Source organism: Bacteroides celer, from assembly GCF_002632415.2.
Lineage (GTDB): Bacteria > Bacteroidota > Bacteroidia > Bacteroidales > Bacteroidaceae > Bacteroides.
This window is the reverse complement of record NZ_CP178209.1, coordinates 4,279,277-4,304,782: the sequence shown is the minus strand read 5'-3', so window position 1 is coordinate 4,304,782 and position 25,506 is coordinate 4,279,277. Positions and strand designations below refer to the sequence as shown.

Sequence of the window (25,506 nt, the reverse complement as noted above, 5' to 3'; positions counted from 1 at the left end):
AAAATGAAGGTTTTAAAAGATAATCATAGTTGGCTTACAGATATTTGCTAAATTTGCGAACTACCAGTAACTTTTAGGGCTGATTGAGGAGTTACTGGTCATTTGAGGCCGGATGCAAAGGATATTGGTTTCGAGTAGAGTGATAATAAAAAGAGATTGGAGGACATGAATGAATAGTAATTATCAAGTTGGCGATTTAATTTATGATGCAAATATTTATGATGGGATGAATACCGATCTGGCTGATTTGCATTTTTATAAGCGGTGGCTACCCAAAAGTAAGGATGCCCGAATACTTGAACTTTGCTGTGGAACAGGCAGGCTTACTCTTCCAATTGCAAAGGATGGATATAATATTAGTGGCGTTGATTATACGTCTTCAATGCTCGACCAAGCGAAGATCAAGGCTTTTGAAGCAGGATTAGAAATAAGGTTTATTGAGGCAGATATTAGAACTTTAAATTTGCAGGACAAATACGATCTTGTCTTTATTCCATTTAATTCAATCCATCATTTATATAAGAATGAAGATTTGTTTAGGGCATTTAATGTCGTTAAAAATCATCTCAAAGAAGGAGGTTTATTTCTGTTAGATTGCTTTAATCCGAATATTCAATATATAGTTGAAGGTGAAAAAGAACCGAAGGAAATAGCTGCATATACCACTGACGATGGTAGAGAAGTATTGATAAAGCAGACCATGCGATATGAAAGTAAAACTCAGATAAATCGTATAGAATGGCATTATTTTATCAATGGTGAATTCAATTCTATTCAGAACTTGGATATGAGAATGTTTTTTCCTCAAGAATTAGATTCATATTTGGAATGGAGTGGTTTTGATATTATACATAAGTATGGAGGATTTGAAGAAGAAGTATTTAATGATAATTCGGGAAAACAAGTATTTGTCTGTCAGTACAAGTCCGATTGTCCGTATTGAAGTAGAACATGAATAGATAGATGTATCAAAATTGATACCTCTTGAAACAAAGTTTATAGACGAAGGTGAAGATATCCCCTATCTTTGCCTTCGTCTATTTCTAGATTAAAGATTGTATAAACTAGGAATACTTTGTTGCCATGAAAACAACCCCCTGGATGAAACTATGTAAAGGTGTAGCGCTTGCATTAACAGTCTCTTATGGACTGACTTATTGCCATACGACTAAAAGCAAATTGACCTTGGAACAGCAAGGTGATAGCTTGACTGTCATCCATATCACCAATCCGACTAATTATATATTGCTTCCTATAGAAGAGGAAGCACCGGAAAGTCAGGTTCTCCTCCATACAGGAGAAGCTGCCGATACCGATATGGATATTCGTTTGGCACAGAATCAAGTGGATTATTTTGTTCCCTTTGCTTTGCCTGGCGGAACGAGGAATGTAACCATACGTGTCCGTAATAAATCAAAAGACGCACTTTGCTGGAAAGAAATCAAATTATCTGATACATTTGATACTACCAATACAGAAAAGTTTCGTCCTGTTTATCATCATACTCCCCTTTATGGCTGGATGAATGATGCTAACGGGCTGGTGTATAAAGATGGAGAATATCATTTGTATTTTCAATATAACCCTTATGGTTCTAAATGGGGAAATATGCATTGGGGACATTCTGTCAGTAAAGACCTGATGCATTGGGAACATCTGGAACCAGCTATTGCCCGTGACACATTGGGACATATCTTTTCGGGCAGCTCGATTGTCGATCAGGAGAATGTAGCCGGTTACGGAGCAGGGAGTATTCTGGCTTTTTATACTTCTGCCAGTGACAAAAACGGGCAGATACAATGTCTTGCTTTTAGCAAGGATAACGGGCGGACATTTACTAAATATGAGAAGAACCCCATTCTGCGTTCTTCTGACGGTTTGAAAGACTTCCGTGATCCGAAAGTTTTCCGGTATGAACCGGAAGATAAATGGGTTATGATTGTTTCTGCCGATAAAGAAATGCGTTTCTATGATTCTAAGAATCTGAAGGACTGGAACTATATGAGTAGCTTCGGAGAAGGATACGGAGTGCAGCCTTGTCAGTTTGAATGTCCGGACATGGTAGAACTTTCGGTAGATGGGGATACGAACCGTAAGAAATGGGCGTTGATAGTAAATGTAAATCCGGGATGTTACTTCGGGGGGAGTGCTACCCAGTACTTCACAGGAGATTTCGATGGAACGAAGTTTATTTGTGACAATCAGCCAAATGTCACGAAATGGTTGGATTGGGGCAAAGATCACTATGCCACCGTTTGTTTCTCGAATACTGGTGATCGTGTGATTGCTGTGTCTTGGATGAGTAACTGGCAATATTGTAATATCGTTCCGACAAAACAGTTCCGTAGTGCCAATGCGTTGCCACGTGAATTGGGGCTTTATACACAAGACGGTGAAGTTTATCTTTCGGCAGCTCCGGTAACAGAGATAAAAGCTTTACGAAAAGAAAGTAAAGAGATTGCTGCATTTACGGTTGTGAATGATTATCATATTGATTCTTTATTGGCTGATAATGACGGAGCTTATGAATTAGCATTGGAGATTACTACCGGCGAAGCAGAAATTATGGGATTCAGTCTCTTTAATGATAAAGGTGAAAAGGTGGACATCTATTTCAATCTTCCGGAAAAGAAACTGGTAATGGACCGAACGAAAAGCGGTATCGTAGACTTCGGAAAGAACAGCGTACCTCATGAAATAGAAGCACATGACCGCAGAAAGACGACTTCCATCAATTATATCGATGATTTCGCATTAGCTACCTGGGCACCGATAAAGAAAGAAAATAAATATGCTTTGGATATTTTTGTTGATAAATGTTCTGTAGAAATATTCCTGAACGGAGGAAAGATAGCAATGACCAATCTCATTTTTCCGTCGGAACCATACAACCGTATGTGTTTTTATAGCAAAGGAGGTACGTTTAATGTCAATTCATTCAATGTGTATCAGTTAGGTTTATAAGTTAGGTTTTTGTAGATTAGAATTAGGTGTTGGTAGCTGTCAGATGTGAAATCTGGCAGCTACTTTTATTGATTACTCATTAATTTCAATCGTGTATCCTCCTTGGAATATCTCACTTGGTTGCAAATGTTGCATCCAGTCCTTATCTTTATATTCACCAGTATAGTGCGCGCGGTCGCAACGTCCATACCAAGGCTCGATGCAGACAAAAGGAGCATTCTTTGCAGGTGGCGACCAAAGGCCGACTACCGGAGCATTAAAGTGTAAACTTAAATAAGCCCGTTTCTCCTTATTATATAAGGTAACTTTGCGAACCTGTTCATTTTCCAAGATCAAAGCATCTTTATCAAAAGTATGAGTATCCAATGGTAACAATCCGTCTGTCAACTCTAAGGAATACTCAACAGAAGGATCAGCGCATCCCTTTTCAGAAATAAGAATATACTTCAAACCGTCTTTCCTGTCGAATCCGAAGAACCCTCTTTCTAAACTGTTCGCATCAAACTCCGGCCAGTAGAAAGCAGGATGTGCTCCAATCTGAAAATGCATTTCTTTGTCGCCGGTATTCTTTACTTTCCATATCACCTCAATCTGCTTTCCTTGAATGCGATAACCTATTTCCAGACAGAATGGAAACGGATATTTCTGCAAAGTCTCTCCATTACTGATAAGGCGGTAATGTATTTCATCTTTTTTTTCAGAAACAAGCGTAAATTCCATGTCGCGGGCAAATCCATGTTGGGTAAGCGTATAAGGAATCCCTTCATTGCGATATTCATTTTCCCATACACTTCCGACAATAGGGAATAGGACAGGAGAGTGACGTTTCCAAAAAGCAGGATCCGCTTGCCACAGATATTCTTTTCCATTGGCAAAGATACTGCAAAGTTCAGCTCCATGAGGAGATACTTGAATGGAAAGTTGTTCGTTGGAGATTGTTTTCATATCGTTCAATTTTCAGTTGGTTACAATCGGTAACTGACTTTTTTTATTAATCGTTTTAATAATAACTACTTTTTAAAAGCTTCTATTACTACGCAAAGGTAATATTTTCCGCACTGACTAGAGAATATCTTCTTCATAATTCTTGTGATGAGAAAAATAATGTATAAAACCCTATAAAATAGCGTTCTATGCAACAAATGTTACAGCCTTTGAAACATTTCTTTCAGTCGATTGATATAAATCAACCGTAATTTGCATCATCGATAAAGATAAAATTCGTACTTTTAATTTAATAACATCAAACTAATGCTTAGTATTATGAAGAACAAAAAACTTCTTTGCAGCGTTTGTTTCCTGTTTACTTTCATGTCAGTCCTTTGGGGACAAAACATAACGGTGAAGGGAAACGTTACTTCAAAGACTGATGGGCAACCGATTATTGGTGCTTCCGTAGTGCAAAATGATTCTAAATCAACTGGAACTATTACCGATTTAGATGGAAACTTTACTCTTAGTGTACCGGCAAATGCATCATTGGCTATTTCTTATATAGGATATAAGGAAGTGATTATTGCCGCTAAACCTTCCTTGAAGATAGTGATGGAAGAAGATGCTAAGATGATTGATGAGGTGGTTGTGACAGGTTATATGGCTGAAAAGAAAGCCAGTCTGACAGGTTCGGTAGCCGTAGTGAAGATGAAAGAGGTAGCGGATATACCTACCGGTAATGTGATGTCAGGTTTGCAGGGGCGTGTAGCCGGTATGAACGTGACAACTGATGGTAAACCCGGCGGTGGAAACACGGATACTAAATTACGTGGTATTACTACCATTAACAATTCTTCCCCTCTTTATGTGATAGATGGTGTTCAGACACATGACAATGTAGCTTCTATCATCTCTTCCAATGATGTCGAATCCATTCAGGTGTTGAAAGATGCAGCATCTGCTGCGATTTATGGTGCTCAGGCTGCCAACGGGGTCATTATCATTACCACAAAACGTGCTAAGGAAGGTGATGTAAAGGTAAGTTTTGATATGTCGCTCACTGCCCAGACTTTTGCCGGTGGTATTGATATGCTTGACGCTTACCAATGGGGTGATGTTTATTGGCAAGCCTATAAAAATACTTTTGGAACCTATCCAAACAGTGTTGTCTATGGAAATGGAGAGAAAGCCCAACTGCAAGAATATTATTTCGACCAGAATGGAGTGAAGATAAAGTCGGGCAATACTGATTGGGCAAAGGAGATATTTGGTACAGCTTTGATGCAGAATTATAATCTTTCCCTCTCTAAAGGATTTAAGGATGGTAATGTGGCTCTTACCTTAAACTATATGAATCAAGATGGTCTTTGCCGTAATACAGACTACGAACGCTTTAATTCGCGTTTAGCTTCTAATTTCCGCTTTGTGGATGGTAAAGTACGTGTGGGAGAAAGCATCTCGGTGAACCATTGGTTGGAACATCTTAATCCTGCCGGTATAGAAGAATTGGTTATTGCGCAGCATCCGGCCATTCCTGTGTATGATGAAAACGGAGGGTACGCCGGTGGTTATGTGGATATATTGGGAGATAAACCGAATCCCATTCGTTTGACGGACAACGAAGCCAATAATCGTCATAAAAGCTGGCGTATCTTTGGTAATGTTTATTTGGAAGTAGAGCCTATTAAAAATTTGGTATTGAAGAGCCAATTTGGCTTGAATTATACTACCGGTTTCAACTCAACCTTTGTCCCAAAATGGAGCGAAGCCGATCGGAAGGTAGATGTAAATGAACTGACCGTACGACAGGATAATAGTGTACAATGGGTATGGTCGAACACGGCTAATTATAGTATAGATTTCGGGAAGAATAATATCAGTGCTGTGATAGGAACCGAAGCTAAGAAAGAAAATGGTGAGCATTTGCAGGGGTATGGTCGCGGATTGGTGATAGAAGACCTTGACTATCGCTATCTGGACACCGTGACCGAAGGAAAAAGCGTGGGTAACAATGCTTCTACTTATGCTATGGTTTCTTACTTTGGTAAGGTAAACTATGCGTTCGATGATAAGTACCTCATATCAGGAACGGTGCGTCGTGATGCTTCTTCACGTTTTGGTAAAGGGAATAATTCAGCCGTCTTCCCTTCTGTATCAGCTGGTTGGAGAATGTCACGCGAAAAATTTATGGAACGTACGCAAAACTGGCTTTCAGACCTTAAATTACGTGCATCATGGGGAATTAATGGTAATGACCAGATTGACAACAATGCTACTTATAACCTTTATTACACTAACATGTCCAATGGTTCATACAACTTCAATGGTGATGGTGCAACAGTCGTGCCCGGTGTACAGAAAGATCGTTCGGGTAACAACGACTTGAAGTGGGAAGAGACCAAGCAACTGAACTTTGGTATTGATGCCGCTTTCTTCGATAACCGTTTGGGCTTGACTCTGGACTATTTTCAAAAGAAGACCACTGGTATGTTAATTCAAAAACCCTATATAGGTGTGATTGGCGAAGGTGGATATAAATGGTATAATGCTGCCAGTATGGATAACAGCGGGGTGGAAGCAACCTTTACTTGGCGGGATGAAATAAAGGATTTCAAGTATGACATTTCGTTCAACATCTCTTATTATAAGAATGAAATTACCGAACTTCCGGATGTTATCAAATATACCTGGGGAGGTGGTAACGGTGTGGACAAAACCATTGTGGGACAACCTTATGGCTCATGGATGTCATATAAAGCCGATGGTGTATTCAAAACAAAGCAAGAGGTATATGAATATCTAAGCAAATATGATGTACAGATTGGAGCTCCCGGTGTGGGACGTATTCGCTACAAAGACCTTAACGGTGACAACGTCATCAATACTGCCGATATGGATTGGCAAGGTAGCGATCAACCTAAATTTATCGGTGGTTTAAATATCGGTGCATCTTACAAAGGGTTTGATCTTTCCGCATTCTTCAATGGTATGATTCGCGATGCATGGAATAACTCTAAGTTTTATACCGACCTATTCCAAGGCTGGACAGGTAATCATTCTGTACGTCTGATGGATGCAATGCATGCTTGGAATGATTATGAGCAAACCGGAGTTTATAATTGTGATATTCCTGCACTGACTGTGGTGGATAATAATGTAGAAACACGCAGTTCTACTTTCTTTATCGAAGATGGTTCTTACGTGAAGCTGAAGACTTTAACGCTGGGCTACACTTTCCCGGATAAGTGGATTAAAAAAGCACGTCTTTCCAATTTGCGTGTGTATCTGCAAGCACAGAACGTTTTCACCCTGACTAATTATACGGGTGCCGACCCTGAAGGACTGGGCTATCCATATCCTCAGCCTCGCACTTATACATTCGGTCTATCACTTGGTTTTTAATTTTTATCCTAAATACAGAACATTATGAAATTGAAATATATCTTTGCAGCAGGTGTTATGGCACTATTGGCAAGTTGCAATGAGAGCCGTTTTCTTGATATTAAACCGCAAGGTACACTCAATGACGATTTGTTGGCATCGGCCGACGGTGTAGAACTCTTGGTTACTTCAGCTTACGCCGGATTGAAAGGTCCCAATCGTGAGATGCATTGGGTACCAATGACGAATTGGACGTATGGCGAAGTACGTTCGGACAATGCTTACAAAGGCGGTGGCGGTGTAAATGATGGTGACTTTTGCACGCTGCTTGAAACCTTTAAAATAGATGCTACATGGAGTAATGCCGATGAAAAATGGTTTCAACTCTATTGCTGTTTACAACGCTGTAACAGCGCATTGAGAGTAATGAACACGCTTGACGAGAACTCTTTGTCGATACTTAAAAGTCGCAAAGCCGAAATGAAGGTGATTCGTGCACACTTCTTCTTCGAACTGGTTCGTCTTTTCAAGCAAGTGCCTTATTTTGATGAAAATGTGGAAAATGATGATTATAAGTACATCCCCAACAACCAATATACCCGTGAAGAACTTTTGGGTAAAATAGCACAGGAATTTCTCGATGCTGCCGATGATTTGCCTGATACTCAACCTCAAGTAGGTCGTATCACAAAGAATATAGCCTATGCCTATGCCGCTAAAGCCATACTCTATCAGGCCTATCAACAAGATGACAATAACCAAGTAGTTGCTATTGACAAGCAGTTGCTGGCTGAAGTGGTGACTCTTTGTGACAAGGTGGGCGCACAAGGAAAGACGTACGATCTTTTGAATGATTTTCAGAAACTCGATCAATTGGAATATGAAAATGGGGTAGAGTCAGTGTTTGCCGTGCAATATTCGATGAATGATGAAACCGATGGTGCCGGAAACATAAACTGGAGTAATTTGCTCAACGCCCCTAAAGGCCCTTATGGTGGTGACGGATTTTTCTTGCCCAGCCAAAACTTAATCAATGCCTATAAGACAGATACATATGGATTGCCTTTGTTTGATACCTTCAACACCGATGACTATGGAATATACGAAGGAAGTGAACTCACTAATGTTGACGCAACTGTAGATCCTCGTTTGGATTTCGTAACCGGTCGTCCGGGTATTACTTGGAAAACATATACTGCCGAGCCTTGTAAAGCAAATTGGGTGCGTAACAGTGGCGAATATGGTTTCAACTGTACCAAACGCTTCTATATTTCTCCGGAGAGTGACGAGATGTTCCAAGGTTGGCCTTGGGGGGCTTCCCATCTCAATTGGCAGATTATCCGTTATGCCGACGTGTTGTTGTGGAAGGCTGAAGCGCTGATAGAAATAGGTGAAGCTGCCGGACTGGAAGAAGCCCGCAAAATCATTAACCGTATTCGTCTGCGTGCCAAGAATAGCCCTTATGTAAAAGACTTTGAGGATTCAGAACAGAATGCGGCTAATTATCTGATCGGTGAATACCCTTCTGAAGGCTGGAATCAAGAATTAGCCCGCAAAGCACTACGTTGGGAACGTCGCATGGAGTTTGCTATGGAAGGAGGTCGTTTCTTCGATCTGGTACGTTGGGGTGTTGCTGCGGAAACTATGAACAGTTACATAGGTGTGGAGCAAAACAAACGCGTTTATTATCGTGGTGCTCGCTTCGTCCGTGGCAGAGATGAATATTTGCCTATCCCCAATGCGCAATATAATTTCTCTGAAGGTAATTATGTGCAGAATCCCGGATATGGTAAGTTTAACTAATATGAATTCCTTAAATATAGATATGATGAAACTAAAGAGATATTTAATTAGCACTTTCTGTCTGTGCTTGTTCACAGCTTGCGACGGTGATGATAACCTGTTATGTTATGGCACTCATACTGAAATCGAAGGTGATGTTACCACATTCGGAGCTATTGGTGATGGAAAGACAGATTGTTCGAAAGCCATTAATAGTGCAATTGCCTCCTTACCTTCCGAAGGGGGAGTGGTGGTTATTCCCGAAGGTGATTTTGTACTTGATGCTCCCATTGTGATTAATAAGCACAATGTGACGATTAAGGGATTAAATCCCGGTATGCGCAGCAATATTGACGTGAATGGAATCAACGATCTGCTGGGGCCTGGTGGTGGAAGCAAACTGGTTGCCCGCAATGCCGAAGCAGCTATAAAAGTAGAAACAGACGTGAAGGGGTTAAAGATTATGAATCTGATGGTGTCGGGTGGGACGGAAGCCAAGAACATCGGTATACATTTTACAGGCACGAGCGATAATGGAATACTTTCTAATATTATTGGCATAAATCTGCATACCGGCATCAAGATAGAACAGGCAAAGAATATGCAGATAGTCAACTGCTGGGTATGTGAACTTCCTAATAGTATCGAACTGATTGGTGGTGAGAATATGATTATAAAGAATTGCCAATTAGGTGCACAGCCCACTGGCATAACCTGCAAAGCGCAGGGAGTGAACGAACTGTCATTCCTTAATAATCAGGTCTACCCTGATGGACGTGAAAATTTAGTGCTTGATAATTGCAATAATAGTGTTATTGAAGGTAATAATTTCAAAAGCTACTATAATGGTATTCTTGTGTTGAGTGGCGATAACAATCGGGTAAATAAGAACATCTTTTGGCTTACAGGAGCAGTTCAGAATCAAATGCTCGACCATGGCGAGGATTTTGGTATAATCAACGTAAAAGGTAACAACAATACGTTTGTGTCCAACAGTTTGTCATGTGAATGGGCTTATGCTGATGCTGTAGCTGTAAATGCCACTCAAGGAACAGGCAACGTGTTCAAGAACTGCTTTATAGATAATTTAGAGAGCTATCGGGTATTCTTGGTGAACGCAGAAACTGAAGTCTCTAACTGTGTATCATCTGATAAGGTGAGCATAATAGAATAATTTCCTTATCCTATACCATTATTAATATAGTAACACCATGAAAATAAATAAATTCTTGATAAGCGGATTGTTCCTGATGTTGGGCACATCTTGCAGTAATGACGATACTTATGCGCTTTGCGATGAATGTAAAGGTCAGAAGATTATAGATATAACGCAATTCGGACTTCCGACTGACGGGTCTACCGATTGTGCGGATCTAATAAATGCTATTATAGCCGATCTTCCACCCGAGGGAGGAACGATACTTATTCCCGAAGGAACTTTTCGCCTGGATAGCCCCATTCAGCTTACACGCAATTTCGTAACACTGAAAGGTGTGAATGATGAAACGGTTGTTCCTGTTGCTGACGCTAAAGGTAGTCGTTTGGTACTTGGGAATGCCGAATATGCATTACATGTGGCTCCTGTTGCCGATATAGGCGGACGTAAAAATCGTATTAGCGGGGTGGAGGTAAGCGGACTTACCCTTGTGGGGAAAGCCGACCACCAAGGAACCGGAATCTATGTAGAGCATGACAATGATCGCCTGCATTTCTTCAATATTAAGATGGAAAATATGTATCAGGGCGTTAAACTCCAAGGATGTGATGCCATTACATTAGCCCGGATAGATGCAACCGATGCTGTGAATGGTATTGAGATGAACGGTGGCATACAAAATATGGTGACCAATTCTGCCTTCGGTTCATCGCAAGGTGGTGTGGCTGCACGTATTTCGGGAGAAAGTAATCTGATTTTCTCTCACAACAAACTGACGGCGAATGACGATTGGTGCGCTAACTTTACAGGCTGTAACCGGGTGAATATTTCGGATAATGAATTTACCGGAAACAAAATGACTTTCTTTGAATTAAGCGGGCAAAACAACTTGTTAAGTGATAACTTGTTCACGGTAAACCAGAACGATAATCAACTCAATGGCAAAGAAGCCGATTATGGAGTAATTCATGTGAAAGGTGAATACAATCATTTCACATCGAACACCATAAATGTTTCTTGGAGTGAAGGCATAGAAAATCCTACTACAGTGAATGCTGCGGAAGGAGAAAATAATCGTTTTGCAGATTGTACGATAGAAGATAAAAACAGTAATCAAGTATTTTATATCAGTGAATTATCCGAAGTGATAGATTGCGGAGTAACGGAAGAAAATATTAAGGTGAAACCGTCCGGACTTGATTTGACAAATGCAGCTTATGTGATAACGTATAATACTCCCGAAGAGATAGAGGATGATGATGAAAAAGCCTCTTATGCATGGTTCAAGAAACAGTTTGTGAATGGTAAAGTCGTCACTCCTGCCATGTTGACTAGTGAAGATCTTTCTGTTTACGATGTTATTTGGGTGCATATAGACCGTGTAGGCATTGGAGCCGGATGGGATAAGTTACCTTTGTCTACTGATGCGATCGCTGCCTTGACTACGTATTATAAGAATGGAGGGAATCTGTTCTTGAGCAATCATGCGACTCAGTTGGTTGTACCATTGGGGCGTACCGAACGGGCTCCAGGGATATTTGCAGATGGTGAAGGAGGAGATGGCGCGGACGTTTGGACGATTAATGCCAACATCGGAATGGAGTATGATCATCGGAGTCATCCAGTGTTTGCCGGTATGGTTACTTCCGACCAATTCTCTCATGAAACGTTCCCGCTGATCGGTCCCGGACGACGTGAAGACCATAATTGTATGTGGGACTTGAATTCTTATGGTTTCCCCGGTCTTTATCCCAATGCAGGGAATATAGTAAAGGCATTTGAAGAAGAAAACAATGCTACCGTTTTAGCAACGTGGGGACACGTGACGGATTATTGTTGTGCCGGAATGGTGGAATTTGCTTCGACAGCGGAATATCAAGGTACATGTATAGCCCTTGGGCTCGCTGCTTATGAATGGAATCAGAATAGTAATCTTAACGTTTATCAAGATAATATTGTGCTCATGACGAAAAATATATTGCATTATCTAAGCGCTAAGAAATAGATAGGTAACATTTTTTCTATCTTCTGAAACAAAAGTGATAGGTGTAACTATCCGTTACGCCTATCTTTGCATGGTAACAAATTGAAGACAATGAATATTAATAATTAACTCTAATACCATCTGACATGAATGTATTATTCTCGTTTAAACAAGTACAGACCTTTTTGACAATTCTGGTTATGATGATTTTCTCATTTTCGGATGCTTCAGCCGATACTTCTTCTTTATTAATAAAAGATTTGGGTGAAGGACATTGCCTGGTACATATAAATACAAATCAACGTTATTTGCTTTTACCCGTAGAGGAGGTGATGCCTGATGTACGTGTCAGCATGATCGTTAATAATAAAGAGGTGAACGTTGCGGATGTTCGCCTGGCAGTGAACAGAGTGGACTATTTTGTTCCACTGGATCTTTCGGACTATGCAGGTAAAAACATATTATTGAAATTTAAATTAGGTTCGAATGATCCGATACGGGGTAAACTTTCCGCTGTTTGCTGCAAAGAAATGAAATTGTCCGACACGTTCGATACGGGCAATCGTGAAAAGTTCCGTCCTACTTATCACTTCTCACCTCTTTATGGATGGATGAACGATCCCAATGGGATGGTATATAAAGATGGTGAATATCACCTTTTCTACCAGCACAACCCTTATGGCTCCAAATGGGGCAATATGCATTGGGGACATGCAATCAGTAAAGACCTGATAAATTGGGAACATCGTCCCGATGCTATTACCCCTGATGCGCTTGGTACAATTTTCAGCGGTTCGGCCGTAGTAGATACTGATAATACTGCCGGATTCGGTGCGGGTGCTATTGTTGCAATTTATACGCAGAATAGTGATCGACAAGTACAAAGTATTGCGTATAGCACAGATAATGGACGTTCTTTTACAAAATATGAAAATAATCCGGTATTGACGTCTGATGCCCGTGATTTTCGCGATCCGAAAGTATTCTGGCATAAAGAGACTCAACGTTGGATTATGTTGTTGGCAGTAGGACAGGAAATGCAAATTTTCTCTTCTTCCAATCTGAAAGACTGGGCCTTTGAAAGTAGTTTCGGTGAAGGACAAGGTGCACATGGCGGTGTTTGGGAATGTCCTGATTTATTTGAACTTCCAGTAGACGGCACGAACGAAAAGAAATGGGTATTGCTTTGTAATTTGAATCCCGGAGGTCCTTTCGGAGGAAGTGCCACTCAATACTTTGTCGGAACGTTCAACGGAAAAGAATTTGTAAACGAATCACCCTCCAAAACCAAATGGATGGACTGGGGAAAAGACCATTACGCCACTGTAACTTGGAGTGATGCTCCCGACAACCGTCGCATCGCTATTGCATGGATGAGCAACTGGCAATATGCAAACGATGTGCCTACCTCTCAATACCGTAGCCCGAACTCTGTTCCTCGTGATTTGAGCCTATTCACCGTAGATGGCGAGACTTATCTTCAGTCTGCTCCCTCTCCCGAACTGCTGAAACTGCGTGACATCTCCCAAAAACGCTCGTTCAAAGTGAACGGAACACGTACCATCAAAGACATGATTGCCGGCAATGAGGGTGCATACGAAATAGAACTGACTATCGAAAATCAATATGCGGATGTAATTGGCTTCCATCTTTATAATGACAAAGGCGAAGAAGTGGATATGCAATATGACATGAAAGAAAAGAAATTCTCGATGGACCGCTGCAAGAGCGGAGATGTAGGTTTCAATGAGAACTTCCCAATGTTGACCTGGACGGCTATTGAAAGTGGAAAAGACGAATTGAAACTCCGTCTGTTTGTTGACAAATCCAGTGTGGAAGCCTTTGGTGATGGCGGACGTTTTGTGATGACTAATCAAGTATTCCCGTCGGAACCTTACACTCATATCGACTTTTACAGTAAAGGAGGAGCGTATAAAGTAGATTCGTTTGTGATCTACAAGTTGAAGAAATAAGCTCATTCTCCTAACTCCATGCGCTCTTTCCCTGTTTCTTTAGAGTAAAAACTTCTTTCCCTATAGACTAATACGTCTGTCCTAGTGGAAGAGTTCTACTAAAGTACGGAGATACTTTCCTCAAAGCTACGGTTCTGTTAGTTCGTCACGGCCGTGACGAGATCCTCCCACGGCCGTGGTGAGAACTCTTCACAGCCGTGGGAAGAAGCTACCACGGCCGTGGTAACCCAACAAGACCGTAGCTTTAAAGTAACAAGGAACGGGAGATACACCAACTATATAAAGGACTGATGCATACATTGCCGTAGGGGTATGCGTTCCGCCCTATGGAAACAGAATTCATCATATAAAAGATAAAATAATGGAAAACAGTAAAAACTCTTCCCTCTCCAAACTAATCCCGGTGATGCTTTGCTTCTTCGCCATGGGATTCGTTGACCTGGTAGGCATTGCCTCCAATTACGTAAAGGCAGACCTTGGTTTGTCAGACTCACAGGCGAATATTTTTCCGTCACTGGTATTCTTCTGGTTCCTGATTTTCTCCGTACCCACCGGCATGCTGATGAGCCGCATTGGTCAGAAGAAAACTGTATTGCTTAGTTTGATTGTGACTTTCGCTTCTTTGTTACTACCCGTTTTCGGCGACAGCTATATGCTGATGCTGATTTCCTTTTCCCTCCTGGGCATCGGAAATGCGTTGATGCAGACTTCTCTGAATCCGTTACTTTCCAATATCGTGCGTGGCGACCGCCTGGCAAGTAGCCTGACTTTCGGCCAGTTTGTGAAAGCCATTGCTTCTTTCCTGGCACCTTATATCGCCATGTGGGGAGCGACACAGGCCATTCCGACTTTCGATTTAGGCTGGCGCATCCTGTTCCCTATCTATATGATTGTGGCCGTCATCGCTATTCTTCTGCTCAATGTCACACAGATTGAAGAGGAGAAAGAAGATGGCAAACCGTCTACTTTCGGACAATGCATCGCCCTGCTTGGCAAACCGTTTATTCTGCTTTGTTTCATTGGTATCATGTGCCATGTCGGCATCGACGTAGGTACGAACACTACCGCCCCGAAGATTCTGATGGAGCGCATCGGTATGGGATTGGATGATGCTGCTTTTGCAACCAGTCTTTATTTTATTTTCCGTACGGCGGGCTGTTTTCTAGGTTCTTTCATCTTGCGTAAGATGTCTCCGAAATCTTTCTTCGGCATTAGTGTAGTGATGATGTTGATTGCCATGATCGGTTTGTTTATCTTCCATGAAAAGGCAATTATCTATGCCTGCATCGCCTTGATTGGTTTCGGTAACTCCAATGTGTTTTCCGTTATCTTCTCGCAGGCATTGCTTTATTTGCCGGGTAAGAAAAACGAAGTTTCCGGCTTGATGATTATGGGACTTTTCGGCGGGACGGTGTTTCCGTTGGCAATGGGAGTAGCTTCGGATACTTCCATGGGACAGAATGGTGCTATCGCCGTAATGACGGTGGGCGTGCTTTATCTCTTGTATTATACGTTCCGTATCAGAAAATAATTTTATAACTTTGGAAACAATAAAACCTGTATATCATGAATAATATAATTGTAGGAATGGGCGAAGCACTTTGGGATGTGTTGCCCGAAGGAAAGAAAATCGGTGGTGCTCCGGCAAACTTTGCCTATCATGTATCACAGTTTGGTTTTGACAGTCGTGTAGTGAGTGCCGTAGGCAGGGATGAACTGGGAGAAGAAATTCTGAAAGTATTCAACGAGAAGAAGTTGAAGATGCAGATTGAACAGGTAGACTATCCTACCGGTACGGTGCAGGTGACGCTCGATGACGAGGGCGTGCCTTGTTACGAAATCAAAGAGGGCGTGGCGTGGGATAACATTCCCTTTACGGATGAACTGAAACGTTTGGCCTTGAGCACACGTGCTGTTTGCTTCGGTTCGCTGGCTCAACGTAATGACGTGAGTCGTGCCACTATCAATCGCTTTCTGGATACGATGCCCGATATAGACGGACAGCTCAAGATATTTGATATCAATCTCCGCCAGGATTTCTACTCAAAAGAGGTATTGCGTGAATCGTTCCGCCGCTGCAACGTCCTGAAGATAAACGACGAAGAACTGGTGACTATCAGCCGTATGTTTGGTTATCCCGGTATCGATTTGCAGGATAAATGCTGGATTCTGTTGGCAAAATACAACCTGAAGATGCTGATTCTCACTTGTGGAATCAATGGCAGCTATGTGTTCACTCCGGGCGTTGTCTCTTTCCAGGAGACGCCCAAAGTACCGGTTGCCGACACAGTGGGTGCAGGCGATTCTTTTACGGCTGCTTTCTGTGCTTCCATTCTCAATGGAAAACCGGTGCCCGAAGCGCATAAACTGGCTGTCGAGGTTTCTGCTTATGTCTGCACACAGAGCGGTGCGATGCCCGAACTTCCGCAGGTTTTGAAAGATAGACTGATGTAATTCTTTTATTGATAGTAAGCATAGAGGTATATTTCATTTCGTGGGGGTGTACCTCTTGTTTTTTGTACGTACGAAAGATACAGGCATAAAAAAAGGAGCAACGCCTTGCTCCAACCTTTGTTAACCTTAAATCTAATACTATGAAAAACACATTGCAAAGATACGGACTTCTGTCAACTTTGCAAATAATCCAAATAAAAAGAGATGTTTTATAACATAAATTAAGTGTTTGTATCACGCTTTATACGTTTGTTAATGGTTTCCTGGGTAAGTATGGGGACTATTTTTACTTTTTTTCAGAGGATAAGATTGCGAATAATCGGGTGATTTATAGCATACTCACAGTTTTATTTTCTATTTTTGTTCTCAATCTATCTATTTATCGAATACCATGAACACAATGCTATGCCAGCTAAAGAGCCTGTTGTTATTGGGAGTCCTGCTTTTTGCCAATGGAGCATTCGGACAACCGATGCTCTGGGACGATGCCTCTTCCGAAACGATCGTTTTCGAACTGACCAACAAAGAGGCCTTGAAACTTCTCAAAGGCAAACTCCGACAGAAACTGTGGAAAAAAATACAGCAGACTCCTTTTGCCCGTTTCACGGACACTTGGAACAACCCTCCGGTCAAAGGGCATTTTCTGCTGGCTGATGTAGAGCGGAACGAAGTTCATTACCGTTATGCTCCGGTGATTCCTTTTCATGTTTTCCTTTTCAAGGAGTATGGTGTACTTACCTTGCAGGTGGTTGATGCCGGGGGAACAATCAGGAAAGATGCCAAAGTGCGGGTAGGCAGCAAGGTTGTTTATTACGATGAAGACAGTCAGACATATACTGACGATAACTGGTCCCAGAAAGAACAGCACATTTTGACGGTTGAAGTGGATAAGTTTCGTGCGGTATTCGATTTGAGGAAACACCTTGTACCACCCTGGTATAAAAATGATTATGACCGGCAAGATGCACCGGAGTTTTATAGTTACCTGATTACTGACAAGAATAAATACAGACCGGGCGAAACTGTCCGTTTCAAGTCTTATGCTCTCTCCGAACATAAACGCCCTTTGAAACAGGAACTTTCATTGTGGATGCGTGTCGGTTCTTCCTGGCGTGACTATAAGAAGATAATGTCCGTCGTCCCTTACCATCCGGGAGGCTTCGCCGGAGAATTCCTGTTGGCGGATTCATTGAATCTGAAGCTCGATCAGAGATATACTGTACAGCTTCGCGATAAGCGGGGACGCATCGTAGCCTCCACCAATTTCAAATATGAAGACTACGAACTGAACGGAAACAAGTTGTTGGTGAAGCTGGCTTCGAATGTGCAATATGCACCGCAGAGTAACCGCATGGATATCAGTGCAACGGATGCCAACGGACTTCCTTTGCGGGAGGTGAATGTAGAAGTGACTGTGGGCAGACAGCAGGTACTGAAGTCGTATGCGCAGATACTTTCTTTGCCCGATACACTGATGTCCGTGCAGGCGGAACTGGATGCTTCCGGGAAAGCCTCGGTAGATATTCCAGCTCGGATATTCGGAGCTTCCGATTGCTTCTATACAGTGAATGTCGTTCTGCTTACGGCAGACAATAACCGTTTGGAACAGCAAAGCAAAGCGACTTTCTACTATTCGTGCTACGATGTGCAGTGTACCACGCAGGCGGATACCATTTGCTTTTCATTCTTCGATCTGGGAGTGGAGCGTCCTGTGGCAGCCGAACTGACCTATGGTGAAAAGAAAGAAGTGAAGAAAGTGCGTTTGCCCTATCGCGAACCGTTCAATCAGGCAGTGACGGACTATCGTTTCAAAATACCGGAAACAGGATATGAAACGACGATTGCTTCCGCCGCACTTGACTCCAAACTGGAACTGAATGGCGGCATAGAAAAAGATTCGTTCTGTGTCTCCCTTTCCAATCCTTTGCAGCTGGAGCTTTCCTGGTATGTGTATCAAGGCAACCGCCTGTTGCAGAAAGGTTCGGGAAAAGAGATGGAACACAAATCCGGAGAGATCGATCCCTCTTCCGTCTATTACGTAGAAGTATTTTATTTCATGGGGAATAAGGAATGTATGTTGAAACGCTCGTACACTTCACCCTCCGAACGGCTGGTGATTGAATCTGATTTGCCGGAACGAGTGTATCCCGGTCAGAAAGTGAAAACAAAACTGAACGTGACCAATATACAAGGGCGTCCGGTATCCAATGTCGATCTGACAGCTTTTGCGGTCAACAGCCAGCTGGATTATCACGTACCTGATTTACCCTATTACGGGAGTGCACCCCGTCCACGCGAGCAACGTGCTTCCTACTCAATGAAGCAAAAAGAGTATCTGCATACGGCCACATTGGATTATCAGCATTGGAACCAGTTGCTTCATTTGGATAAGTTGCCTTATTATCAGTTTGCTTATCCTGCGGGAAAGCTGTTCCGTCAGACGGTTGACACGCCGGATGGAACCACCCAGTTTGCTCCTTATGTGATGCTGAACGGACGGGCGGTGAATATCTATGTGATTGAGCAGAACGATGTTCCCTGCTATTTTTCGTGGACGGAACAGCCCAAGCAGTATTCTTTTCCTGTATTGCATCCTTCGGGAAAGCAGAAGATAACGTTGCGAATGCACGACAGGGCTTTCATCATTGATTCTCTGGCTTTCGACCGGGGCAAGAAAACGATTTTGAGTTTCGATATGAATCAGTTGCCGCAAGGAGTGGAAGTAGTCTGGTTGCGGCAGAAGAAAGGGAAATATGATGAGTATAAATTTACTTCGGAAGAGAAGAAGCGTTATGAACGGTATCTTTGCCGTCTTCCGGTGATGGATGGGGCGGTATATACTTCGCTCGAACATAATGGAAAGCAGTTTCCGGTTTCACTCATGGAGCTGTCGCGCTACAAGAAAAAGATATTGGCAGGTCCTGTGGAGCCGGGGCCTTGGAAATATATGAATGGTGTGTTGTATCGGCATGAGGGAGGTTTCTCTTATGAATTCGAGGGCAATGTGGTTTATAAATATAAGGATGAGGAACTGTGTCCGGCTTATTTGAATTTTTCGTCTGTGGCAAAGATTCCGACTTTGAATGATTACCACTTATCACCGGAAAGATTCTGTAGTCTGGTGGCAGAACTTCGCAAGGGGAAGAGTTGGCATCCTACCCGGATTTATTTCTCCCTACCGGATAAGACGCTGAATTTCCGGCTTCCGGAAGAAAAAGATTCTACCGGAGTGGCTAATTTGCTCTTTAAAGACTGCACTACCGGAGAACTGGTTTATCCGGATACCTTGGTGCAGATGAACAGGATATACTCCAAATTTCCTGCCGGAACGTATGATGCGATTTTACTTTATAACAATGGAAAGTATCTGAAACAGGATGCTCTGAAGATACAATCATATACCTATCTGGATGTAGATATGGAGTCTCTGCCTCTACATGAACGTGATTCGTTGTCATCTGGGTGGCTCTTGCTGGGAAGAGGAATTGGCAGGATCGGTACAAACTTTCTTGGTCACAGGGAAATGAGGATCAGGCAGTATGTACGCAATTATGGCGGTAAAGTCTCCGGTTATGTGACGGATGCTACCGGAGAGCCTTTAATCGGGTGTAGCGTGGTGGTGAAAGGAACGACGGAGGGAACGATCACCGACATGGACGGATATTTTGAAATGGATTGTGACAGGGGAGGGGAGCAGCTCTTGTTTAGCTATGTCGGCTTTAAACAGCAGGAGATGAGAGCAACTCCCGGAGCCAATCTGTTGGTTACTTTGGAAGAAAATAGTCAGACGCTGGAGGAAGTGGTCGTTGTAGGATACGGCACGCGTTCAAGATATTCGTTGACGGGATCCGTTGCCGGACTAATGACTGGTTCTTCTTCTGCTGCTGCAACCGCACCTTTGGAGAAATTGGAGGAGCAGGATCGGGAAGCGAAAGAAGAAGCGGATAACGAACAGTTGTATAATGAACTTATGCAATTGAACGGCTTGCGTCGGAATTTTTCGGATGTGGCTTTCTGGCAACCTCGTTTGTTTACGGATAAAACCGGAACGGTACAGTTTGAAACAACTTTCCCTGATAACGTAACGAAATGGGAGACTGTCGTTTATGGTATGAACCGTCGTTTGCAGACGGGTACTTTCCGACGTTCCGTCCGCTCTTACAAACCGTTGATGGCGGAGTTGAAAACTCCCCGCTTCTTGGTGGAGGGGGATCAGAGTACGGTGGTCGGGACTATCCGCAATTATCTGGATGGGCAGCACATAGCCGGAAAAACACAGTTCTGCGTCGGAACGGATACATTGAAACGGCAGGAAGTGGGTTTCACGGAGGGATTTCATGAAACAGTGCCGATGCAGGCAGCACATACCGATAGCGTGACTATCAGCTATCTTTTCACTCGCGATGATGGGTATCAGGATGGAGAGGAATATACGATTCCGATACTACCACAGGGAACTGAATTGGCACAGGGCACATTGGGGATTCTGTCCGATGCAAAGACGGTCAAAGTGCAATCCGGCGAGGATGAAGAAGTGATGGTGAGTATCACTGACAATCAGTTGGACATCTATAAAGAATCGGTGAATTATCTGACAGGATACAAATATTTGTGCAATGAGCAGCTGGCATCCAAGTTGATTGGTCTGCTGGCTTACCAACAGTATATGCAGAGTAAGGGGGAAAAGGTGAAAGTAGACAAAGCGATCCGATCTATTATCCATCGACTGACGAATCATCAGAACAAACATCAGTTATGGTCGTGGTGGGGGAACTCTGAAAATACTTCTTTCTGGATGTCTGCGCATATCCTGCGGGCTTTGAAGATGGCGCAAGATGCAGGTTATCCTGTGGAGTTGAATCTGAATGGTTTGAAAGTGGAGTATGCTCATACGAGTCCTTATCGAGGAATGAAACTGGAAGATATAGAAATAGTTCATGCTCTTCATGAGTGGAAAGTGGAGGCGGATTATTCTTCGGCAGTCAGATTATTGGAACCTTTCGTCCGGCAATTGGAACAGAAAGAAGACTCGTTGGCAAATAGAAACAAGTATTATCGTCCTCTTTCCTACCTGAAAGAGAAACTGCTTCTCTGGGAAATCAAGCAACAGGTGGATTCGGTGAATGTGGGTGATAGTGTACGTCCTTATCTGAAAAAGGATCTGCTCGGAGGTGTTTACTGTGACGACGGACGGCGTACTTATTATTGGGAGGGAAATCAGCTGATAAATACATTGATAGCCTACCGGATTATTAAAAATGACTCTTCTCTGTGTAAGTTGAAAGAAAATATGCAATTGCATATTTTGCGGACTAAGGAGCACGGATGGAATACGTATCAGGCTTCTTCGGCTGTGACAACTGTTCTGACCGATTTGCTGGCAGATTCCGGAGGGATGTCAGGAACATCGGTATCTGTGAGCGGTAAGGATCACCAACGGATTACGGATTTTCCTTACCATACCCGGCTGACAGCAGGCGACAGTCTGCTTATTTCAAAAACGGGAAAAGAGCCTTTATTGTATAGTGTCTATTCAATGAAGCGTGTGATGGATGCTCGTCAGAGTGATGCTTTCAAGGTGGAGGCGACTTTGGACGAAGATTCTTTGGTGGCGGGTGTACCTGTTACATTGACAGTTACCTTGCAGGTGAAACAGGAGGGTGCGCAATACGTGATGCTTGAAGTTCCTGTTCCGGCAGGTTGTAGTTATGCCTCAAAACCTGTTAATTTCTCCCGTTCTGAAGTGTATCGTGAGTATTTTAAAGAGAAAACTGTTATCTTTAGCGAAAAATTACCGGTAGGTACTTATCAGTTTACGGTCCCATTGCTTCCACGTTTTACTGGAAAATACACGCTGAACCCTGTGAAAGTGGAACTGATGTATTTCCCGGTGGTGAATGCAAATAATGCGGGGAGAGAAATTTGGATTACAGAAAGAAATACAAAAGATATACGAAAGAAAGGGAATGATTGAAGCGATGAAATATACGAAGTGGATAACAGTCTTGTTTTGTCTTTTGGGCTTGGCGGCCTGTCGGCAGGATGCGCCTCGTTTCCGTATTGGGGTGGCCCAATGTAGCGATGACTCTTGGCGGCACAAGATGAATGATGAGATTCTTCGTGAAGCGATGTTTTATGATGGAGTATCGGTTGAAATCCGCTCGGCGGCGGATGATAACCGTAAGCAGGCGGAAGATGTTCATTATTTTATAGATAAAGGAGTTGATTTACTGATAATTTCCGCCAATGAAGCGGCTCCCATGACTCCAATTGTGGAGGAGGCCTATCAGAAAGGAATACCCGTCATTCTTGTAGACCGGAAGATACTTTCTGATAAATATACTGCCTATATCGGTGCCGATAATTATGAAATAGGTCGTGCGGTAGGAAATTATATCGCATCAAGTCTGAAAGGGAAAGGGAATGTAGTGGAGCTTACCGGACTGGGTGGTTCCACCCCTGCCATGGAACGCCATCAGGGATTTATGGCCGCTATCAGCAATTATCCGGATATCAAACTGATTGATAAAGCGGATGCTGCTTGGGAACGTGAACCGGCAGAAGTGGAAATGGATAGTATGCTTCGCCGTCATCCGAAGATTGATGCGGTGTATGCACATAACGACCGTATCGCTCCGGGAGCCTATCAGGCTGCGAAGAAAGCCGGACGTGAAAAAGAAATGATTTTTGTTGGCATTGATGCACTGCCCGGCAAAGGAAATGGGCTTGAATTGGTGCTTGACAATGTGCTGGATGCAACTTTTATTTATCCGACTAATGGGGACAAAGTGATGCAACTGGCTATGAATATTCTTGAGAAGAAGCCTTATCCTCGCGAAACGGTCATGAATACTGCCGTTGTAGACCGCACGAACGCGCACGTTATGCAACTTCAGACTACCCATATCTCGGAACTGGATCAGAAGATTGAAACATTGAACGGACGTATCGGTGGGTATCTGTCGCGTGTAGCTACGCAGCAGGTCGTGATGTATGGCGGCTTGGTTATTCTTTTATTAGTAGCGGGATTGTTATTGGTAGTTTATAAATCCCTCCGTTCCAAGAATCGCCTGAATAAAGAGTTGTCCGAACAGAAGAAACAAGTAGAGCAACAACGCGATAAACTCGAAGAGCAACGGGATATTCTTGAAGAACAGCGTGACAAACTTGAGGAACAGCGGGATCAGCTTATCCAGCTTTCTCACCAACTGGAAGAAGCGACTCATGCCAAGCTCGTTTTCTTCACAAATATATCTCACGATTTTCGTACTCCACTGACATTAGTTGCCGACCCGGTAGAGCATTTACTGGCTGATTCGTCTTTGAGTGAAGACCAGCGCCGAATGTTATTGTTAGTTCAGCGAAACGTGAATATCCTCTTGCGTCTTGTCAATCAGATTCTGGATTTTCGTAAGTATGAGAATGGAAAAATGGAATATACTCCTATTTCGTTAGACATTCTTTCTTCTTTTGAGGGATGGAACGAATCTTTCATGGCTGCAGCCCGGAAGAAACATATTCATTTCTCATTCGATTATATGCCGGATACGGATTACCGCACGTTGGCAGATGCAGAAAAGTTGGAACGCATCTATTTCAACCTCCTTTCCAACGCTTTCAAATTTACTCCGGAAAACGGAAAAATAATTGTACGCTTATCTTCCCTGACTAAAGACGATCATTACTGGATTCGCTTTACCGTTGCCAATACCGGTTCAATGATTTCTGCAGAGCATATCCGGAATATTTTCGACCGTTTCTATAAGATAGATATGCACCATGCCGGTTCGGGTATTGGATTGGCATTGGTAAAGGCTTTTGTGGAATTGCATAAAGGTACCATCACGGTGGAAAGTGATGAAAAGCAAGGTACTATTTTTACCGTTGATTTGCCTGTACAGACTTGCGAGACTGTTGTTTCAGAAAACTCTCCGGCATTCTCTGTGCCTGCTACTTCTGTAACCTCCACCGATGCTGCAACCTCTGCCGTTGCTGGGATTCCGGCAACTCCTGCAACTTCCGGTTATTCCGGTTCTTCGAGCTTGAATGATGCTTTAACTTACGAAGAAGAGGAATTGGAAAAAAGATACGACTCTTCCAAACCTTGCGTTCTGATTATTGATGATAACGCTGATATTCGCTTATATGTGCACGGATTGCTCCATACCGATTATACTGTTATAGAAGCTGCAGACGGCTCGGAAGGTATTCGTAAAGCTATGAAATATGTCCCGGACTTGATTATCTCCGACGTAATGATGCCCGGAATGGATGGAATTGAATGTTGTCGTCGCTTGAAAAGCGAATTGCAAACGTGTCATATCCCTGTCATTCTGCTGACAGCCTGTTCTCTGGACGAACAACGGATTCAAGGATATGATGGTGGAGCAGACTCCTATATATCCAAACCTTTCAGTTCGCAATTACTGGTGGCACGTGTCCGCAACCTGATAGACTCACATCGTCGTCTGAAACAATTCTTTGGTGACGGGCAGACATTGGCCAAAGAAGATGTCTGCGATATGGACAAAGACTTTGTGGAGAAATTCAAGGCTTTGATTGAGGCTAAGATGGGAGACTCTAATCTGAATGTGGAAGACTTGGGCAAAGATATGGGATTAAGCCGTGTGCAACTCTATCGCAAAATCAAATCCCTGACTAATTATTCTCCGAATGAATTGCTTCGCATCGCCCGTTTGAAAAAAGCAGCTTCTTTGCTTGCTTCCTCGGATATGACAGTGGCGGAGATTGGTTATGAGGTTGGTTTCAGTTCTCCCTCTTATTTTACCAAATGTTATCGGGAACAGTTTGGAGAAAGCCCGACGGATCTGTTGAAGCGGAAAGGATAGCATTAGCTATTTGCGCCAAGATATAATAAA

12 protein-coding genes are annotated in these 25,506 nt (G+C 42.8%); 11 read left to right on the top strand and 1 reads right to left on the bottom strand.

Annotated features, from left to right (window positions below):
* Positions 1-169: 169 nt before the first annotated feature.
* Positions 170-943, top strand: coding sequence for a class I SAM-dependent methyltransferase (locus CJF29_RS17660; protein ID WP_074637881.1), 774 nt, complete (start codon positions 170-172; stop codon positions 941-943).
* A gap of 140 nt (positions 944-1,083) precedes the next feature.
* Positions 1,084-2,964 carry a DUF4980 domain-containing protein gene (locus tag CJF29_RS17655; protein ID WP_099146054.1) on the top strand — a complete coding sequence of 627 codons (1,881 nt, stop codon included), beginning with the start codon at positions 1,084-1,086 and terminating at the stop codon, positions 2,962-2,964.
* Between the two features lie 72 nt (positions 2,965-3,036).
* Here the strand turns inward: CJF29_RS17655 and CJF29_RS17650 are convergent, their stop codons facing one another.
* On the bottom strand, positions 3,037-3,909 hold the full coding sequence (locus CJF29_RS17650) for an aldose 1-epimerase family protein (protein ID WP_099146074.1): 873 nt from the start codon (positions 3,907-3,909) through the stop codon (positions 3,037-3,039).
* 306 nt (positions 3,910-4,215) lie between these two features.
* Between CJF29_RS17650 and CJF29_RS17645 the strand changes: the two genes are divergently transcribed.
* The 9 genes from CJF29_RS17645 to CJF29_RS17605 all read left to right on the top strand — a co-directional run bounded on the left by CJF29_RS17645 (position 4,216) and on the right by CJF29_RS17605 (position 25,476).
* Positions 4,216-7,299, top strand: coding sequence for a SusC/RagA family TonB-linked outer membrane protein (locus tag CJF29_RS17645; RefSeq protein ID WP_099146055.1), 3,084 nt, complete (start codon positions 4,216-4,218; stop codon positions 7,297-7,299).
* A 24-nt stretch (positions 7,300-7,323) separates the two neighbouring features.
* Positions 7,324-9,081 (top strand): RagB/SusD family nutrient uptake outer membrane protein, encoded by a 1,758-nt coding sequence (locus CJF29_RS17640; RefSeq protein ID WP_099146056.1) that lies wholly within the window; start codon positions 7,324-7,326, stop codon positions 9,079-9,081.
* A gap of 22 nt (positions 9,082-9,103) precedes the next feature.
* The gene (locus CJF29_RS17635) at positions 9,104-10,234 is read left to right on the top strand and encodes a glycosyl hydrolase family 28-related protein (RefSeq protein WP_099146075.1); all 1,131 of its coding nucleotides are present in this window, start codon (positions 9,104-9,106) and stop codon (positions 10,232-10,234) included.
* 37 nt (positions 10,235-10,271) lie between these two features.
* Positions 10,272-12,221 carry a DUF4960 domain-containing protein gene (locus tag CJF29_RS17630; protein WP_099146057.1) on the top strand — a complete coding sequence of 650 codons (1,950 nt, stop codon included), beginning with the start codon at positions 10,272-10,274 and terminating at the stop codon, positions 12,219-12,221.
* A 125-nt stretch (positions 12,222-12,346) separates the two neighbouring features.
* Positions 12,347-14,173 (top strand): DUF4980 domain-containing protein, encoded by a 1,827-nt coding sequence (locus CJF29_RS17625; protein WP_099146058.1) that lies wholly within the window; start codon positions 12,347-12,349, stop codon positions 14,171-14,173.
* Between the two features lie 361 nt (positions 14,174-14,534).
* Positions 14,535-15,704, top strand: a complete 1,170-nt coding sequence (locus CJF29_RS17620) for an MFS transporter (protein WP_074637871.1) — start codon at positions 14,535-14,537, stop codon at positions 15,702-15,704.
* A gap of 35 nt (positions 15,705-15,739) precedes the next feature.
* On the top strand, positions 15,740-16,627 hold the full coding sequence (locus CJF29_RS17615; RefSeq protein ID WP_004311736.1) for a carbohydrate kinase family protein: 888 nt from the start codon (positions 15,740-15,742) through the stop codon (positions 16,625-16,627).
* Between the two features lie 391 nt (positions 16,628-17,018).
* Entirely contained in the window at positions 17,019-22,601 is a 5,583-nt protein-coding gene (locus CJF29_RS17610) for a carboxypeptidase-like regulatory domain-containing protein (RefSeq protein WP_099146059.1), read from the top strand.
* Between the two features lie 4 nt (positions 22,602-22,605).
* A complete protein-coding gene (locus tag CJF29_RS17605) occupies positions 22,606-25,476 on the top strand; it encodes a substrate-binding domain-containing protein (protein ID WP_317192802.1) in 2,871 nt (956 codons plus the stop codon).
* Positions 25,477-25,506: the final 30 nt, after the last annotated feature.